Consider the following 19968-nt stretch of genomic DNA (forward strand, 5'->3'; position numbering starts at 1 on the left):
CCGGAGACTGAACGCCGCGACGCTCTCTGTAGCGTGTTCACGATCAATCTACTGCCGATGTCAGCCGCTGTTCCAAGTACCGAGTCACCGACGGATTGGCAATGATCTGCTTCTCTCCGTCAGCCCCGTGAAGTCCCCAGTGTGACTTCGACTGCTCGACCACAACGGTGTGTAATGAATCCGTTCCAATCAGCATGCCCCGAGTAAACATAAGCCGCCCGTGCTGTCGCGCCTCCTTCCGCGTAGGCGGCCTTGTCGATGCGCACGCGTGGCAGAAGTATGTGCCGGCCGACGGCTCACGAACGCAGCGCTTGCAGATCGGTGAAGTGCAGCAGTCACACGTAACTATGCCGTCGACACACGCGGCACAGCAGAGTTGCTCGCAATAGCCGCAGCGCTCGTGCCTCGACCCGAAGTGTCCTTGGCGGTCGATTTCTCCCACGTCGAGTAGTTGTCTCGTGTTTTGATCAGGGCGACGGGCATCGGTTTGGCCGGGCGCCAGGGAAACCTCGTACCGCCATTGTTGATCTCCGATGGCTACGATCTGCTCGACGGTCGTACCGATCTCCAGGCGGCTTCGCGGCGTCTGATGGGTGTTCTTCCGCAGCAGAAGACGGAGCTCGTTCGGGAGTACCGCGAGCGGCGGTGTCGTGACGCGCTCACCAGGCAGCCAGCACGACAACGCATCCAGGGTGGAGTCGTCTTGAGTACGCGGTCCGGTCCTCACTCGCCCGTGCGGGACCACGCTGACCTCGGCTGCGGTGGCATTCGAGACGCCGGAAAGTTTGATTGCTTTGCGATCGGTGAAGACACCGACCTCGTCGCTATCTCCAAGTCCCATGTGGCGGGACAGAAGCGTGGCGGCAGGGGCATGTTCGGACGCGGAAATCGCAAACCACGCGAGCTCGTCACCGGTTCGTACCCCGAGTGCTGCGAGGCCGGCCATACCTACGATCGCAGCTTCGGTGTTCCTGAGACGGGCGATTTTGTGAATCGTGGGTGATGGGTGCCAAGCGTCTATCACCCACGAAAGGGCCTGCTCAGCGTCCTGCCATTCGGCGATCGTTTCCTGCTCGTTCGCGTTGTCGATAGTGATATCGCTGATTCCGGCGGGGACGATCGCGACGTCGAATCCGCTGCGCTCCCAGCGCATCGACAGAGGTTGCGCTGACGGTTGACCCATTTCGTGAAGGAGGGCCTGAAGCCGAGCAGAAGCCCGCGAGACGGGTTCGGGCAATGCGGCCATCGGTGGAAATTGCGCTACCACCGCGGTTGCGAGATCGCCGTCGGCTGTCGGCTGTCCGTGCGGACTCCGACCTGAGGCGGCGATCGCAGGTACAGACCACGCGGCATGGAAGGAACGCCTCGAATTGACCACAACTCGTGGTTCGGTTCGGGGAATCTCCGTCGGAAGCGGCTCTGTCGTCGGGTACACCTGAGTGTGGAGTGCACGACTCGCCGCGAGTCGCAAGCGGTACTGTTCGTCGATCAGCGACCTGTCGAAAGCGACCCATCGATGGAGAGCGCGGTCACGCACGATCGCCTGCTCATAGGTGCTGCCGCGGTTGATGATCACCACGAGGGCATCGGCGTCCGACCCTCCATAAACACTCGCGCCCTCTGCGGCGAGCTCCTTAGGAAGGCGCGACCGTAGGTCCTCGGTCAGTGGAGCGAGCTCAGTACACGCGGGACAGAGATCGTCGACGCGGCAGGACCCACACATTGTCCGGTCACACATGGCACACGGTGTGACCGTCGGGTCTCGCCCGCAGTCCGCACATGCGTGGTCATCACACAAGAGACAGCGCACATCGCAGACTTTGTGCGAAGTCGTGAGGCACCGTCGACACACACCATGGGTACATCCCGGGCAGACGATTGATGCCAGGTGCTCCAACTCGTCGCATGCACGGCACGCCCACGTTTCGCATGCGGCACAGAGTGCTGCGGTGCTTGCGGCGTAAAAGTGTCCGTCGCGGCATACACCGAAATCCGACTTTCTGATGCCGACGTCGTCAACACGGGGGGCGAGTGGGGTGCCGTCGAATGTCTGGTAGACGTGCGTGCCGGTTCCGTGTCCTTGCCAGGTCTCGCGGACTTCCAGTCCATTGCACAGCGCCGCTGTGAAGGGCCGTTCAGCTTGGGACGCCAAGGCTGTGGCGAGTTCGCCGGCAATCACGGTCAGCTGTTGGGCCACAGCGGGGTCAGGCTGGATTCCGAACGCCGATAGCGACGCGCTGTCCGCTGGAACGATCTCGGCATCTGCTGCAAGTTCCACAAGGTCTGCGATCGGTCGGATACTGCGTTCTGCGATGGCGCATTCCGTCGGCGAGGGGAAGTCGCCGGTGATCGTCAGGACCTCGTCGGTCCGCTTGCCCAGTCTGCCACCCGGCGTGCCGAGGACGCGTAGGTGCTCATAGCAGCCGAGCTGTTCGGCGGCTGAGAATTCATCGGGACAGATGATCCATTCCCCGACGTTCTCGCCTGTGCGCTCCGCGGTGACCAACACCGCTTCGTTCCTGCGGTGCAAACGAACTCGAAGACCGTCGATCTCGGCGGACCCGATCAACGTGTCATCCAAAGTGGGCTGGCACCAATCGATGTCGACGGCGTGCACATCGGTTATCTCTAGGGCGCCGTCGTCTGTGACGAAGCAGGACTCGCGAACGAGACGGCCGTCCTCGATATAGGTATCGACGAAGTGCGATCGGTGTGTGACGAGAACGGAGGGGCGCATCGGTGGCGGCGCGCTGTGCCGAAGCTTCGTCAGAAGGGAACCCAGGGCGAAATCAGTTTCGGCGACTACAGATACCTCTGGCGCAACTGGGATGTCGTCGATGGCATCTAAGACCAGGGATGAGTCGGCCGACGGGATGGTCGACAGTTCAACGGTGACTTCCCGAGTGCTGTGCAGAAGTGTGCGTGAGGGGGACCTCGGGTTGTCTCGGTTGGTGAGGTCGCGCTTCGTCAGGCCGCAGTCGAGTGGGAGACCGTTGAGCTGGGCGTAGGCGCGCAGTCTTGCGCGCCGCGGATCTTGTAAGTCGGCAGTGTCGACCACAATGGTGGGCGCTCCCGAAGCCCGCCGTGTAAGAGTGCACACCCGTTCCCCGACATGTAATACACTGTCACGGTTCATCTTCCAGGCGATGGCGTACTCGTCATCCAGCTCGGGAACCCTGTCGGGCGATGCACAGGGGAGGCAGAGACCTTCGCTCTGACGTCGGCATCGGCCACACGTCTGTACGTCACATACTGGGCATGCCTCGAAAACCGCATCGTCTCCGCAGGCTCCGCACAACCAGCGGTCGCACGAGGAGCAGTGCGTCGTTTCGGAGTCATCAATCCAGTGCATCTCGGAGCACAGGGCCAGCACGCCGATGGCACACCCGGTGACAGCGCTGTCCACAGCGGGGGGCTCAGCGATTCCCCATTGGTAGGTCAGGGTTTTCTCGTCGCCGCTGGGGCCGACCCATGCTTCTTCCACCAGCCAGTCGTCTTCGTCCAGGGTGACGGCGAGTACCTTCGCACGGGCTCGGACGTCGGGTGCCCGCGTGAGCCGACGTTCTTCTGACCGTAGAGCCCTGTGGAGGCGTGCTCGATCTTCACCGGTTGCTTCGGCGATCTGTGCTTTGTATCCGCCGGTCACCCGAGCGAGTTCCTGGTTTTGCTCCTTCTCCACGCTTCTCGCGCGTTCGCGGCGCAGCTTTTCGAGTTGAGAGGATGCGGCGCGCTCGAACTTCGCGATCACGGTCGGCGCCGTTCCGAACGAAGCAGGCAGGGATTCTCCGTCCTGAAGCGGCCGTCGAGGCAGTTGCTGTTGCTGGTGCCCGTTGAGGTCAGCTGTGATGAGATGCTCGGTGGTCGCGGCCTCGCCGACCGTAGCGCGAAACGTCGCTTGACCGCTCCACGAGCCAGTGGGCACGAGGCGTCGACGCACCAGGCTGATACTCGGCCCATGCCGATAGGGGCTGGGACCGATGTCGTCGGGGATCACCGGGACGGTGGCGTGCATGTCGCCGCGAACACGCAGGAGCCCGAGCAGTTCGTCGAAGACGGGTGAGCCGACGGCGCACAGCTCGGCGTCGGGGTGATGTTCGAGTCCGAATCGGTCAAAGGCCAGATGCATCGTGGTCCGCCCACCGAGCTCCTGCTCGAACTCCTCGTCGAACGATGCCGTCAGGAAGGCCCCGTCCCCTTCGCCGGTGTCATGCACTATTCGGACGTCGAGCGCCCTCAGAACGTTCCGTACCCACGTCTGTACACGCCGCTGTCGCATCCGCGCTCGTTCGCTGACCTCGGGGGCAAGGTCTGTACTGCCCGCTTTCGTGAGCCCCTTGCGATGCTCAAAGGCCGACGTCATCCACTGGCTCATGCCGCTGTCGGCGGCGATCAGCTCGGATGCCTTTTCGCGGGCGTGGATCAGCTCGGTACCCAGTTGATTGAGCAGCGTGTTCATCTTGGAGTCGTTGTCGGCGAAGAGCGCCTCCATCACGCGTGTTTCGAAGCTCGCCGCCTTGGAGTCATCGAGTTCGCCGAGAATGGTCGTCACCTGGCCGAACAAGAGCTCGAACATGCGGAGCTTTTCGGCGAGAAGCCGAAATACGCTCTCGTCAATGGTTTTCTGAGCGTAGAGGTTGGCGACGAACACCTCGTCTTTCGGCTGGGTCAGCCGGTCCACACGCCCGATCCGCTGCTCGATGCGCATCGGATTCCATGGAAGGTCATAGTTCAACACGCAGTTGCAGAACTGCAGGTTCTGGCCCTCCGCGCCCGCGTCGGTGGAGATCATGATCGGGACGTTGCCCGACCGAAACGCGGCGATGGTATTGGCGCGTTCGGTCGCTGACATTGATCCGTGGAAAGCCCGTGCGGTCAATCCCTCGGCGTCGATCCGACGGAGGAGTCCGGTGACAGTGTCGGTGTGCTGGGTGAAGATGAGGACTCGGCCATGTTCGCCCAACCATTTCCGGGTGATCTGGAGCGCGCGGTCTTCACGCGCTGAACCTTTGATGTCCATGGCAAGATGACCGATCTCATGCAGCACCTCGCGTACCCGTGCATCGGGATGCCGTTCGGCCATCCGTAGCGCCGTGGTTCCCATCGAGAACGGACTTGCGGTCAACCGCAACGCCAAACTGCGCCGCCGCATCGCATCGCCACGATCCCGCATCACATTGCGCAGCAGGTCGGTCGCCAGGGCGTAGAGCTCATGCTCGCGGGCGCCGAGAGTGATCGGGACGTCGACTGCTTTGCGCACCACGCGATCGACACCGGCCTGCGCGCGCGTGGTGCGGATCATTACGCTGCTGATCAGGCGGCGGAGCGCGGCGGGGTCTTTGGGTGTCCGTGGGTCGTAGCCCGTCATGAACTGGCGCTTGAAATCGGAAACCGACGTGAAGGTGCCAGGTCGGAGTAGCTCCACCAGCCGGTACAACTCGAGCAGATCGTTCTGCACGGGTGTGGCGGTGAGGAACAAGGCGTAGCGACAGCTGGTGGTCAGCGCGGTGATGAGGTCTCTGGTTTTACGGGCTCCTGACCCCGCAGCACGGTGCGCCTCGTCGAGAATGACGATGTCCCAGGGCTTCTTCGTCAGGACGTCAGCGTTGTTTCGGGCGAGTTGCATGCTCAAGATCAGCTTATCCTGCAGTCCGACTTCCGGACCGCGGGCGGCAACCTCGAAGGCGAGATCGAACTTGGTGCTCATCTCCTCGCGCCATTGATCTCGGAGCGGCGCAGGGCACAGAATGAGCACCCGCTTGGCGAGACCACGGAGTGTGAGTTCCTGGACCGCAAGACCGGCTTCGATGGTCTTGCCGAGACCGACCTCGTCAGCGAGAATTGCGCGTCCGCGCAGGCGAGACAACGCATGTCGTGCGACGGCTTCCTGGTGCGGCATCCGGTCGACATTGGACACGTCGACCGCCAGCAGCTCGTCGAAATCGTCCAACGTCGCCAACTCTTCACCCTGGAGGCGTAGCTCGACCAGTTCGAGCGGGTCGAATCCGGCCGCCTTGAGCTGCTCGGCGAGTAACTCGCGCGCCGAGCGGAGGAATCCGATCGCCTTCTCCGCGGAGTTACCCCAGTCGTACTCAGTGTCAGCTTGGAACTGACGGTCCACGGTGGCCCGACGCCGCTTCGCTTTGGCTGCGGTGGATTTGACGACCGGAGTCGGGGGGGACACCACCACGGTGATCTCGCTGCGCGTACCAGGGGGCAGAAGTTGGAGGCGGTACACCTGACCGACAAGCCGCAGTCGGAGCAGTCCGCCGTCCTGGCCATAGTCTTGGAGGCGCTCGGTCAGAAGGTCGCCGGTAAGCTGGCGGCTACGCCCATTCCACTGTGCGAGGAAGGGTTCGCTTTCGAGCTCCAGCTGGATGCTCGAACTGTGCTCTGGCAGAAGGAGCGCGGCGCACTCACGCTCGGTCAGCCCGAGTTCACCGGTTTCGAGCAGCTGGTGGGTAATTCGCTTCTCGATCATTGCGGCTCCGCGATGCCAAGGGTTTGCGCACCGGCTGGGGTGAGCGCAAGGGACTGATAGGGGACCTGGGAGCCCTCGCGAACGATGGCGCGGCGCTCGACGAGTCCCTGGTTAATGAGCTTGTTCACGGCGTCATCCCAACGCTTTTCGCTACCACGGACGTGACGCAACGCTCCGAACTGCGGGCAGCTCAGTACGCCTGCGCCGAGGGGCCGTCCTTCACCGAGCGACTCTCGGCCGAGGACCGCAGCTTTCAGACTCGCTTCACCGTAGGCTCCACGCCGGAACGCGGAGGCCCACCCGATGGCCTGCAGTGAGGTGAGCTCGGCGTTGACCAGGAGCTCAGGATCGGCCACCATGTGGTCCGGCAGCGTGGCCCAGGCAGCGATGTCTCCACTACACGCATCGCAGGGCTCGACGTCTCGGCTCTTGCAGTCAGGGACGTCGTCTCCGAAGTGGCTGCCCACCACTGTCCGGCGACAGTCCGAATCCTGTGTGGCGTAATCGATCATCGCCTGAAGGCGGCGCTTCTGCCACCATTTCCACCGAGCCGACTCTCGTTCCAATTCATGCTGCGGAGCGACTTTGGTCAGCAGGCGGACACGACGCAGGCGTCGTGAGCTGGAAAATGTGACCAGGCGGTCCAGCGACCAGTTGATCAGTTGTTGCTCCAGCTCGTCGGGGTCGTAACCGCGTTCGTCACTCAGTTGTTGGAAATCGAGCTGAATGCGGACATTGGGGCGAGCTCGATGAGCTCTGTAGAAGAGTTCGCGGAAGAACCTGCGTTCGGTCTCGTCCTCCGGTTCGCGGTGCCCTACGTCGACCGTGGCACGCGCAGAGCAGTCCAAGCCCTGCTCGATGGCATGGACTCGTTCGAGCTGAGCAAGGTGGACGTTGATCTCGTCGTCGTCGATGCCGAGCGCGTCCGCGATGTCGTCGATGTCGAAAACTCGCGAGTCGCCGCGCTCGGGACATCGCCAAAGCTCCGTCAAGAGTCGTTGGGTGATGGCGGCGTCAGCTTTCGTACCGTGCGCTTCGATCAATCGTCGACGCCGCGCGATGTCGGCATTCGTGTACAGCAGAACGCAGTCACCGGAGACGTCCCGGGCACGGGCGGCTCGTCCCGCTTCTTGGGCATAGCCGTCGAGGGAGTCGGGAAGGTCGTAGTGGGCGACCCACCCGATGTTGGGCTTATTGATGCCCATGCCGAAGGCCTTGGTGGCGACGATGATTCGTGTGGTGTCAGAATCGAAGTCCTCTTGCACCGCATCGCGCTGCTCGGGAACCATGCCGGCGTGGTACGGGCGGGCTGCGTATCCGGCTCGCCGAAGAAGCGCGGCGATCTCTTCGGCGAGGGCGCGCTTGGTGACGTAGATGATTCCGGGCCGGTCCCGGGCCCATGTCACGAATCGCAGGAGTTCCCGGGCGCGATCACGCTCGTCTGCGCACTTGATCACCCGGAAGCGGAGATTGGGGCGGTCGCTGGGCTCTCGAATGGCAACCGGGTCGTGCATGTCCATCGCGGAGGTGATGTCAGCTTCCACCTCCGAGGTGGCGGTAGCGGTCAGACCGGCCCTTGGTGGCCGGGTGCCGAACGCTGCGACGGAGGCGGGGACTTGTCGGAACTCCGGACGAAAATCATGGCCCCACACGGAAACGCAGTGCGCCTCGTCGACGACGACGTTGTTGAGTTGCTGGCGGCCGAGGGCGCCGCGGAGCACCGGATCGCGGGCCAACCGTTCTGGCGATACGTACAACAATCGGACCAACCCATTGGCGGTGTCGCGCAGTATCTCGTTCCGCAATGGGCCGGAGGTTGTCCCGGTGATGCCCTGCACGGGCCGAATGCCCCGCCGCCCACGCAAGTCGTTGACCTGGTCCTTGATGAGTGCCACCAGCGGCGACACGACGACGGTGGCACGTGCCTGCGGGGCGAGCAGTGCCGGCAATTGAAAGCACAGCGATTTGCCGAACCCCGTCGGTAAGACCGCCATGACATCTCTGCCCTCGGCGATCGCACGCATGACGTCGAGCTGCTTGGGATGCAGTTCTTTGATACCGAACAGTCTTTCGGCGGCCTCGACGAGCTTGGCCGTCGGATCTTCGCCTTCGACGAGGCGCAACTCCTCCAACAACTTGGTCACATCGTCTCGGCCGAAGGAGATCGCATCGGTGAGGTCAGGACGGGTGCCGGTGACGAATTCGATTGCGCGAGTCCAAGCATCATCGCGGTCCAAGGCTTCATGGATCGCCGGTGCGGGTAGCGATCCCAGGATCACTCGTTGAGCTTGTGTGGGCGAATGTAACCGGCGGTCACAGACGAACGCGGCACCCCTGTCGGTTTCGGACCGGATGAGACGGCCGAAGCCCTGGGTGAACAGCATGGCGGTCATCGGCAGGACATAGTCGAGAAAGGGGTCTCCGCCGCGCTCAGCAATGGCGCGTTGTCGAGCCGACACCAACGGGTCGTCCGGGTGCGGGTACGGCGGCTTCTCCAAGAACAGATAGGACAGCGTCTCGCCGGGTGCGTCGAAGCCTTCCCAGTACGACTTCAGGCCGTAGAGGACTGTGCCAGGTTCGGTCCGGAATCTGTGTGCGATCTGCGAGCGGCCCAACTCGTCCTGGACCAACAGTTCGACTCCGCGGTCGGCGAGCTCTTCGGCTTTGGCCCGAACTCCGTGTGCGACAATTTCCATCCGTTTACGGGCAGCGAACAGCGTCAACGTCTTTCCGCCGGACAGGGACAGGAAACCGGCTTGATCTGCTGCCATCTCTTCGCAGAACTCGCGCTCGTTGACAGGTACGGGAACCGGCAGGTGATTGGTGAGGACCACGATCGACTGGTTCTGGTAATCGAACGGGGAGGACAGTCGTAAGGCGCGGAATGCGTCATCGTCTGGGTCCGGGTCGATGCGGATGCCCAAGCGAGAGGCGAGGTAGTCGAAGCGTTGTTCCACGGTCAGCGTCGCTGAGCACAGCACAGTGGAATGGGTGTGGTCGACCACATGCTGCTTGAACTCGGGGAACACATGGATGGGTAGGCGTTCGTATGTCCAGGCTGCGGGGTCGTCCTCCTCAGCCGCGAGGCGATACACCCATAGGTGGCTGTCGGGCAGTGGTCCCAATGTCTCCAGCAGGGTGATCGCATTGTCGAGCCGCTCGGAGTAGCCGCGTAAGCGTTGCTTCGCCGAAGAAAGACCGCTGGTCTCGGCCAGCGAATGGCGAAGACTTGTCACTGCTTTGGCGAGTTGGATCAGCCAATAGCGCACGCCGGCAGCGCTCTGCCGCAGAGTCCGGAACTCGGGACGATTGCTCACCACGCCGGACTGCAGCACGACACCTGCGGCCTTGCCGGCGTATTCGTGGAGGTAGGTGGTGATGGCCTCGGCCAGTTCGTTGCCGGTGGAGCGGACCTGGCTAGACGCTGCGGTGATTGCTTCCAACGCTTCGGTCACGGCAGCGCCGCCTCGGGCGCGGATGTCGCGCATCAGCCGGGATCGGCGTGCGAGGCCGTTGACGAGGATCTCGAGTTCGAGGGCGTCGATGCGCTCGGTCCACGCGGCGGTGAGTGAATCTTCAAGTGCGTGAGCCTCATCGAAGACGAGGTCGGCGCGGCCTTCGTTGAGAACGTCGCCGGGGGCGGGAATCCCTTGTTTTTGTAGCTTGATCCAGCTGGCGACCAGGGCGTGGTTGACCGACACCACCCCGGGCTTCTTGTCGAGTTCCTTCAGCTGCTGCATCAGCGGGCAGACGGCTGCCCATGCGCAGTTCCGTCGGTCGCAGCCGCCTGAGTTGGTGCGTAGCCGTGCGCGCGTGCGTGCATAGCGGGCATCGGCGCTCCGCAGCATGTAATCGGTGACGTCATCCCAGGTGCCCGATGCCGATGTCGCTATGGATCGGATGGCGACGGCGAGAGCAAGCCCGGATGCATCGGAGTCGGACAGCACCCCTTCGAGTTCACGGGCGCACACATAGTTCCCGACCCCCTGGAGCTGCCGGAATGGTGCGCGCAGCAGTCCACTTTCATGGAGCTGGGCGGCATCGCTGCGCAGTTGGTTCTGGAGGGCCTTGGTTGCGGTCGCGACCAGCACAGGTCTGCCCGCCTGAGAGGCGCGGCCCAGGGCGGGGAGGAGGTAGGCGAGAGATTTACCTGTCCCGGTAGGTGCTTCGACGGCAAGCCGGCCACCGCGATCGAAGACTTCGGCCACGGCATGCGCCATTTCTTGCTGAGCGGGCCGGGGGCGAAGCCCGCGCTGCCGATGCAGGGTCGGGAAATCGTCTCGGGTGGCGGACCACGCGTCCGGTGCCGGCGAGCCGGTGGCCACCAACAGGGGATCAGACGGGCGGGCCAGGGCCGCCAGGTCAGGTGTCGAGGGCAGGGCGGGGAAGACCTTGGCGAGCGGATGGTCGTACGTCTCAAGTGTCGCGACCGCCAGCTGCCAGCTCGGCTCATTGATGTCGACGGAAGCGAGCATTGCCCGAATGACGGCTGCGGTTGCGGTGGCGTCCGACAACGCACGGGGTGGGTTGTCGTTGCTGATGTCGTAGGAGAGCGTCAGGTCGGCGAGCTGTCGATTGGGCATCGCGACATCCACCAACAGCGACAAATGGAGGCTGTCAGCTGTGGCGGGAAACGTGACCGGCCTGGCGCCTGCCCGTCGAGCTGCCTGGGACAGGAACGGCAGATCGAACGCAAGCAGATTGTGCCCGACGAGGAGGTCGAGGTCTTGAAGGTGCGCTTCCAGCATGCCGAGCGCGGTAGCTGTCGACACGATGTCGGCCGTGGCGGGGGTGGGGCGGGGAACGTCGTGGGGGAGCTCCACTGCCACGCTCAGCAACGGCGTGCCATCCAGCCGAACGAGGGCCACCTCGGTGATGAAGTCAGTCGAGGGATGCAGGCCCGTGGTCTCCAGATCGAGCACGCCGACGCGATCGAGCGGGACACGTTCGGGGCGGGGTTCATACCACTCCGACCTTTCAGACGACGTCTCGTCTTCGTCGTCCGTGTCCGCGCGGTCGGAGGCGGCGATCGTCAGACGCCCGTCGCTGGCGATCTGGAACCGTTGCGGGAATCGGTCGGGAAGCTGATGCAGCCGTTCTAGAGGTAGGTGAAATTGCTCTGCGCGGAGCAGAGCGCGAAGTTCGGTGGCGGTGAGGGGGCCATGTTCGGCGAGTATGCGGTGTGCAGCCTCCGGGGCAGGCGGGAGCGCCGACCTCGCTAAACTCATGGAAGGTCCGCGCGGATAGCCGACAACTCTTCAACCGGCGCGCAACCGGCAACAATCAGCATGAAACCCCCCGCCCCCGAGGCAAACCATCACAGTCGCTCGATGAGACCTGAGCGATTGCCCAGACACTACCCAGTTGCACCTGCAAATGTGCGAGGACAGCTAAGTAGCTGACGGCAATACGCTACTGGCCCGTGACGGCAGCGATAAGGTCTGTAGTGATGGGGGAGTTACCGCAGAGGCAAGCAGACCACCTGTCGCCAGGTCAACGTTCAGCGATCCGCCGGGCTGTTCAGACGGCGATCGACGATCACGGTGTCGAGTGGGCGATGCGCCACACCTGTGCTGAACTCGAAGCCAAGTACGGGATTTCGTACGACACCATCGACTACTTGCTGCACGACGAACTGCCCGAGGCGTTACCAGAAGAATTGCTGACGTCGGGGCAGCGGAACCGGATCCGACGAGACTTCCGTGCGGCGGTAGCGACCGCAGATCCGCATGGGGCGCAACGCGCCGTCAGAACGATGGTCACCCGCTCCGCGGAGTTCTTCGGTGTTTCGGAGGACACGATCCGCGCAGTTATCGGACCTGACTTGGGCACGCCTTCCCGGACCGGAGACGGGGACGAAGAGCCCACGCCGAATCCTCCCCAAACGCCCACAGCACCAGCACCCCGTCCCGGAGATGATGTGACGCTCACAGAGCAACCTGTCGCGAGACTAACGACGGATAGTGCCGCCTTCACCGCAGCACCCGGCTCAGTCGTGTTGGTCCGCGATGCCGAATGGCTGGTTACCAAGGTGGAGCAAGCCACCGACGGCTATTTCGTCCACGTCATCGGACTCTCGGAACTGGTGCGCGACACTGAGGCCACCTTCTCCACCGGCATCGAGAAGGTCGTCACTGTGGATCCGGCGAACGTCCGGGTAGTCCCGGACGGGTCGTCGAACTTCCGTCGGTCGCGGTTGTGGCTGGAGGCCACGCTGCGCAAGACGCCGGTCGCGGCGACCGATCCGGACCTGTCCGTGGCGCGCGGCGGATTGAGTGACCCGCTGGACTACCAGTTCAAAGCGGTGCGCAAGGCGCTCGACCCCGACAAGCTGCGCCCACGGGTGCTGCTGGCCGACGCGGTGGGCCTAGGTAAGACCATCGAGATCGGCATGATCCTCGCCGAGCTGGTGCGCCGTGGCCGCGGCGAGCGCATCCTGGTCGTCACACCCAAGCATGTGCTCGAGCAGATGCAGATGGAGTTGTGGACCCGGTTCGCGTTGCCGTTCGTGCGGCTGGACTCCACGGGAATCCAGCGCATCCGGCAGGTCCTGCCCGGCAACCGGAACCCGTTCACCTACTACAAGCGCGTGATCATCTCGATCGACACGCTCAAGAGCGACCGCTATGTCGCTCACCTACGTAAGCAGTGGTGGGACGCGGTTGTCATCGATGAGTCCCACAACGTCACGAACACCGCGGCGCTCAACAACCGGCTGGCCCGACTGCTGGCCGAACGCACCGACGCGCTGATCCTGGCGTCGGCCACCCCCCACAACGGCAAGGCGGAGTCGTTCGCAGAGCTGGTGCGGATGCTCGATCCCAGCGCCGTGGACCCGGCTGGTGAGCTGGACCTCGACCAGGTCGCCAAGCTGGTGATCCGTCGCCACCGCCACCACCCCGACGTCGCCGCCGAGGTGGGCTCGGACTGGGCCGAGCGGGAACCACCGCGCAACGTCACCGTGGCTGCCTCTGCCGCCGAGGACGCCGTCGCTCGCGAGCTGGAAGACGTGTGGCTGTGGCCGGGGCCGGGTGGCTCGCCGTACTCGGGCAGCACCGCGGCGCTGTTCCCGTGGGTCCTGGCCAAGGCGTTCCTGTCCTCGCCGGCTGCGCTGGCCGAGTCGATCCGCGAACGGATGCGCCGACTGGACGACGACCAACCCAAGGCGGCCACGGAACGTCAAGCGCTGCAACGGCTTTCCGAACTGAACGATAAGGTGCTCAAATCCGGGTCGGCCAAGTACGACGCGCTCCTGAGATACCTCGGCGACATCGGCGTGGCACGTGCCAGCGACCGTCGCGTCGTGGTGTTCGCCGAGCGAGTGGCCACCCTGACCTGGCTGGCCAAAGCCCTGGTGCAGGACTTAAAGCTCGCTGCGGATCAGGTGGCGGTTCTGCACGGCGGCCTCAGCGACAAGGATCAGCAGGACATCGTCGAGTCGTTCAAGCTGGAGTCCTCCCCGATCCGGGTGCTGGTCACCGGTGACGTCGCCTCCGAGGGCGTGAACCTCCACACCCAGTGCCACCACCTAGTGCACTACGACATCCCGTGGAGCCTGATCCGTATCGAGCAGCGCAACGGCCGGATCGACCGGTACGGCCAGCGGCACCGCCCGATGATCACCGCGCTGTTGCTCACCCCGTCCACCGACCGGTTCAGCGGCGACATCCGGGTGCTGACGCGGCTGGTGGAACGCGAGCACGAGGCCCACACCGCCCTGGGGGATGCGGCGTCGCTGATCGGTACCTACGACGTCAAGGCCGAGGAGGAGGCGGTGCGCCGGGTCCTCGAAGGGAGCGCCGACCTCGACGCGGTGGTGCGCAGCGTCGACGACGTCGGCACCGGCGGCGGGTTGGACGCCTTCTTCGCCGGGCTGTCCACCGGCGCCATCGGTCAGCCCACTGTCGAACCCACGACTCCGCCCGCACCCGACCACAACGGCGTCTACGACACCGACTTCGCGTTCCTCGCCGACGCGGTCGACGAGTTCATCACCACCCCCCAGCAGGCGCCACCCAACGGAATCAAATGGCAAGTGCACAAAGCACATTCGATCGCCTCGCTGGTGCCGCCGCCCGACCTGCGGCAGCGGCTGCAGGTGTTGCCCCAGTCCTATTTGCGGGACCGCAAAGTCGTCGAATCCTTCAAGCTCGCGCTGACGCCGGCGCGGGGCCGCGACGAACTGGTGCAGGCCCGCTCGGGCACCTCGCAGTCCACTTGGCCCGAGGCGCACTTCCTCGCACCGCTGCACCCGGTGATTGAGTGGGCGGCCGACCGGGCACTGGCCGAACTGAGCCGCGACGAGATCTTCGCCGTGCGCGGCGATGTCGCGTCGCCGACGGTGCTCCTGCTCGTCACCCAGTCGAACCTGCGCGGGCAGGTGGTGGCCGCGTCGTACTACACCGTCGAGTTCCCCGACCCGAAAGATCCGGCGGTCGGGTTCGCGACCCCGCATGCCAGCGCCCATGACGCAATAAACACGCTGAGCCTTAGCGCGATCAACGCCGGCGACCTGACCGACGTTTACAAACTACAGCCCCTGGTGGCCACCGCGGTCACCGCCGCGGACTCCGCGGCCGAGCAGCACGCCGAGGCCATCCGCGCCGACACCGCCCAACGCATCCAGGACTGGTTGCACCGCACCCGGCAGTGGAAACAGCAGGCGCAGAGCATGACTCAGCACATCGGACTGCGCCATCGCACCCGGCGCATCGACGACGAGCAGGCGCTGGCCCAGGACATGAACCCCGACCGTCGGCTGGTCCGGCCGCTGATTGTGGTCGTGCCCACCGACTTCACCGGCGGAAACTAAAGGATCACGATGGCCACCTCCGACGCACTGATCCTCGGTGAGGACTTCCTCAGCGAGCACTACTTCACCACGGACGCGCGCTCACAGTCGTTCCAGGCCAAGGTGACCGAGCGCCGCAAAGGCTGGGACACCGAACGAGAGCAGGGCCAGCCCACGCCGCGGTCGCGCTACACCGAGGCCCGCGGCGACCTCGGCCGCGTGTTCATCGGCCTGGCCGAAAACGCCGACCCCGATGTCCTCGACGTGCTCTACGGCCGGCTGCGCGACGTCCTTGGCTACGACAACCCGGTCCGCTGGGAGACCCACCGCATCGGCGGCCGCGACGACGAACCCGGCCCGGCGCTGGCTGTGCGTACCCGCGGGCTGACCGGTCCGGCGCCGCTGGTGATCGTCGAGGCCCGCGGCGCGCTGGCGCTCGAGGATCTGCTCGCCAAGGACGAGAAGACGCTGCTGCGTACGTTTCGCACCGACGACGAGGAGATCGTCTCGGCCGCGCGGCTGCTCTCACACCTGTTCGTAGCCGACGACGGCCCGCAATTCGCCTTGGTGCTGGCCGGTGAACTGGCGCTGATCACCGAACGGGAACGCTGGCCCGAAGGCCGCTATCTAGTGGTCAACCTGCAGCTGGTTGGCGAACGCAACGACGACAGGCGCGGCGGTGAAATCGACCACGCGCTGACCTGCCTGGCCGCCGACTCGCTCGCCCCCGACGCCGAGGGCAACCTGTGGTGGTCGACGGTCATCGACGAGTCGATAAAACACACCGTGGGCGTGTCGGAGGATCTGCGCGAGGGTGTGCGGCTGTCCATCGAGATCATCGCCAACGAGGTGGTGTACCGCCGCGCGGAACAGGACCTGCCGCCGCTGCCCCCCGAGCAGGCCCAGCCGCTGGCTCGCCAGTCACTGCGGTTTCTGTACCGAATCCTGTTCCTGCTCTACGCCGAAGCCGCCCCCGAACTCGGGGTGCTGCCGGTCGGCGACCCCGCCTACGAACGTGGGTACAGCCTCGACCGGTTACGTGAGCTGACCCTTACCGAGCTGGTAACCCCGCGGGGGCGCAGCGGCACCCACCTCTACGAGTCGCTGCACGTGCTGTTCGGACTGGTGGACCGCGGCCACGACGGCAGCGGCGACGACCCGGCCGCCGCCGAGGGCCTGACGTTCCGGTCGCTGCGCGCCGACCTGTTCAAACCCGAGGCAACCGCGCTGATCGACGCGACAAAGCTCGGGAACGCCGCCCTGCAGCAGGTGTTCCGCCACCTGCTGCTGAGCAAGGAGGTCAGAGGCCGCGACCGCGGCTTCATCTCCTACGCCCAGTTGGGCATCAACCAGCTCGGCGCGGTGTACGAGGGCTTGATGAGCTACACCGGGTTTTTCGCCACCGAGGACCTCTACGAGGTCGCCAAGAACGGCGACGCGTCAAAGGGCTCGTGGGTGGTGCCGGCCACCCGCATCGACGGCATCTCCGAGAACGACTTCGTGCGCACCCTCGACGAGGACACCAAGGAGAGCAAGCCGGTCGTTCACGAGCGGGGCACCTTCGTCTACCGGCTGGCCGGCCGCGAACGCCAGCAGTCGGCGTCGTACTACTCGCCCGAAGTGCTGACCCGCTTCGTCGTCGGTCAGGCGCTGGCCGAGCTGCTCGACCAGGACGGCCAGCGCACTTCCGCACGGGACATTCTCGAGTTGACGGTGTGCGAACCTGCCCTGGGCTCAGGGGCGTTCGCCGTCGAAGCGGTGCGCCAGCTGGCTGAGGAGTACCTGTCGCGCCGCCAAGATGAACGGGGCGAACGCATCGACCCGGACCGGTATCCCAGCGAGCTGCAGCGGGTAAAAGCCTACATCGCGCTGCACCAGGTCTACGGGGTCGACCTGAACGCCACGGCAGTGGAGTTCGCCGAGATTTCGTTGTGGTTGGCGACCATGGGTGAAGGTCTGGCAGCACCGTGGTTCGGCCTGCACCTGCGGCGAGGCAACTCGCTGGTCGGAGCGCGGCGCGCGGTCATCACTGCCGCCTCGCTGCGCGAAAAAGGTTGGTTACGGGCCACTCCCGTCGAAGAGCCGCTTTCTACGCTCGGCGACGACCTCGCCAGCGGTGTGCACCACTTCTTGCTACCCACTGACGGCTGGGGCAGTACCGCCGACGCGAAGGAAGCGAAGGAACTCGCATCGGAAGCGCTGGAACGGGTCAAGGACTGGCGAAAGTCGCTGCGGCCGAAGCTGACCAAGACGCAAATCTCCACACTCGCCGCAATGGCACGCCGCACCGACAGGCTTTGGCAACTCGCGCTGCGGCGGCTGGAGATTGCCGAGTCGCAGATCCGCCGGCCCATCGACGTCTGGGGCGCCGCTGACCTGCCTGTCGGCGGCAAGGTCACCCGCGAGCAGATCGAGGAGTCACTGGCGGACGAGCGCGGCGCCTATCGGCGGCTACGGCGGGTAATGGATGCTTGGTGCGCGCTGTGGTTCTGGCCGTTAACCGATGAGATCGCGACTGTGAACGGGCAACTCGTCGGGCCACCAAGCGTGGATCAGTGGATAGAAGCACTGCAGCAACTGCTCGGTGTGGAGCTGAAGGTGCGTGCCCGCGACGCCGACCAACACAGCCTCATCGATATCAACGACTGGCATGACCTCGACGTCGCGGAGTCAAACGACCTCGCGTTCGCGCAGGCAAAAGGTCCCGCCGATGTACTCGCCGCTCACCCATGGCTGGTGGTCTGCGAACGCCTTGCCGAGCGGTACGGTTTCTTCCATTGGGAGTTGGACTTCCCGTCGGTATTTGCGCGCGGAGGCTTCGATCTGCAGGTGGGGAATCCGCCGTGGGTGCGCCCTGACTTCGACGAAACGTCAGCGCTAGCTGAGTTCGACGTTACTTGGGCGCTTGATACAAAGGTCACTCCTGATCAAGCTAGGTCTCGTAAGAAGTCGACGCTCAGTATGGACCGCGCGAACAGTTTTTTTGCCGACGAACTAACAGCCGCTGTCGGAACTCGCGCCTTCCTGTCTGACGCCGGCAACTACCCGCATCTCACAGGGCTCAGGGCAGATTTATATCGGTGCTTCATGGAGCAGACTTGGCGAAATATGTCTTCGGCGGGGACGATATCGCTGATGCATCCAGAAACTCATTTTACCGACGAAAAGGCTGCAATTCTAAGAGGCGCTACGTACCGCCGCCTGCGGCGCCACTGGCAGTTCGTCAATGAGTTGCAATTTTTCGAGATCGATCATCACGTCTCTTACGGCGTCCACGTGTACGGGCGCCCGCAGGACCCGAAATTCCTCAACGGGTCTTCTCTTTATCACCCCGATACAGTGGTCCGGTCATTAACTCACGATGGGAGTGGCGCTGAGCCGGGTATCAAGGATGCACAGGGTAAGTGGGATCTTCGTCCGCACCGCAGCAGAATCCTGGTAGCCAATACACAAACGCTTCGCGTATGGCACGAGCTTATCGAGGAGACGACGACGCCGACTTCCCAGTCTAGGATGTTATACACGGTAAATAAAGCATCCGCTCTGGTCCAAGAGAAAGTTGCGACCGCTTCGCGGTTGAAACAGTACGACCTTGAGTTCTTTCTTGGGCTTGACGAGACGCTCTATCGCAGAACTGGCGTGATAACTGTGGACTGGGGCAGACCGGCCTCCTGGGATGGTGTGATCCTGCAGGGACCGAATTTTCATATTGGGTCGTCGTTCAACAAGTACCCAAACGAGTCGATGGCAAACAATTTGGACTATTCACCAGTTGATCTAGAGGCCCTCGGGCCTAACGAGATTCCGGTTACCGCATATAAGCCCGGCTCACAACGACATGCTTTTGACCGGGCGAACCCACGACTGCGATCTGACGACATGACGCCTTTGCGGGACTTCTACCGCGTCTTGTGGCGCAGTATGGCGGCCACCACCGGAGAACGAACTCTGATCCCGTGCATTGTGCCGCCGGGGACATCGAATCTGAAACAGAACAGCTATGGGCTTGCTTCCATAAGAAGAGGGCCAGCGGCACTCGGGTTGGCAGTGGCAACCCTCTCGTCATTAGTCGCAGATTTCATGGTTCGTGCTACACCAAAATCGAGCATTCCTCGCAGCGTTGTCGAGCGCCTACCAACCATCGACCTTGACCATAAGTTGGCCCCTTTGCTGTCACACCGGAGCATGCGACTGAACTGCTTAACATCCGCATACTCGCAGCTTTGGGCAGACGTCGCGCCAACTCTTGTGTCATCCGACTCCTGGGTCGGCGGGCTTGATTATGCTGGTCGACCACCGCTAGCGCCCGTTGTGATGAGCTGGGACAGTTCCACGCCCCTTCGCCGCGCAAGCGACCGACGCCAAGCCCTGGTGGAGATCGATGCCCTAGTTGCCCTTGGGCTTGGCTTGACCGCTGACGAGTTGTGCACGGTGTATCGCACCCAGTTCCCCGTGCTCTACGGCTATGACCGTTACACCTACCTCTATGACGCGAACGGCCGCCTGGTGCCGCAGGAGGTCCTCAAAGTATGGCGCAGCAAGGGGGACAACCTGAGCGTCGAAGAACGCACCGCAACGAACCAAGCCGGTAACACCTACACCTACGAACCGCCGTTCCAGTTCCTCGACCGCGAGGCCGACATGCGCGCCGCCTACGCCGAGTTCGAACGACGGCTCGCCGCAACAGGTTCGGTCTGAC

4 protein-coding genes are annotated in these 19968 nt (G+C 63.9%); 2 read left to right on the top strand and 2 right to left on the bottom strand.

Translation table 11 applies throughout. The features are described 5' to 3' along the window. Positions 1–43 precede the first annotated feature (43 nt). The gene (locus tag FHR72_RS05480) at positions 44–6478 is read right to left on the bottom strand and encodes a DEAD/DEAH box helicase (protein WP_183466924.1); all 6435 of its coding nucleotides are present in this window, start codon (positions 6476–6478) and stop codon (positions 44–46) included. Then, positions 6475–11706, bottom strand: a complete 5232-nt coding sequence (locus FHR72_RS05485) for a RecQ family ATP-dependent DNA helicase (RefSeq protein WP_183466925.1) — start codon at positions 11704–11706, stop codon at positions 6475–6477. Before FHR72_RS05485 ends, FHR72_RS05480 begins: the two co-directional genes overlap by 4 nt. Before the next feature lie 803 nt (positions 11707–12509). Between FHR72_RS05485 and FHR72_RS05490 the strand changes: the two genes are divergently transcribed. Both FHR72_RS05490 and FHR72_RS05495 read left to right on the top strand, forming a co-directional pair. Next, positions 12510–15290: a helicase-related protein gene (locus FHR72_RS05490; protein WP_311736063.1), complete on the top strand. Its 2781-nt coding sequence runs from the start codon at positions 12510–12512 to the stop codon at positions 15288–15290. 9 nt (positions 15291–15299) lie between these two features. Beyond that, positions 15300–19967 (top strand): DNA methyltransferase, encoded by a 4668-nt coding sequence (locus tag FHR72_RS05495; RefSeq protein WP_183466926.1) that lies wholly within the window; start codon positions 15300–15302, stop codon positions 19965–19967. Position 19968 lies beyond the last annotated feature (1 nt).

Source organism: Mycolicibacterium iranicum, from assembly GCF_014190915.1.
Taxonomy (GTDB): Bacteria; Actinomycetota; Actinomycetes; order Mycobacteriales; family Mycobacteriaceae; genus Mycobacterium; species Mycobacterium iranicum_B.

Excerpts from the sequence above, each read along its gene's own strand:
- FHR72_RS05480 (WP_183466924.1), bottom strand. The coding sequence starts at position 6,478 with ATGATCGAGAAGCGAATTACCCACCAGCTGCTCGAAACCGGTGAACTC.
- FHR72_RS05485 (WP_183466925.1), bottom strand. The coding sequence starts at position 11,706 with ATGAGTTTAGCGAGGTCGGCGCTCCCGCCTGCCCCGGAGGCTGCACAC.
- FHR72_RS05495 (WP_183466926.1), top strand. The coding sequence starts at position 15,300 with ATGGCCACCTCCGACGCACTGATCCTCGGTGAGGACTTCCTCAGCGAG.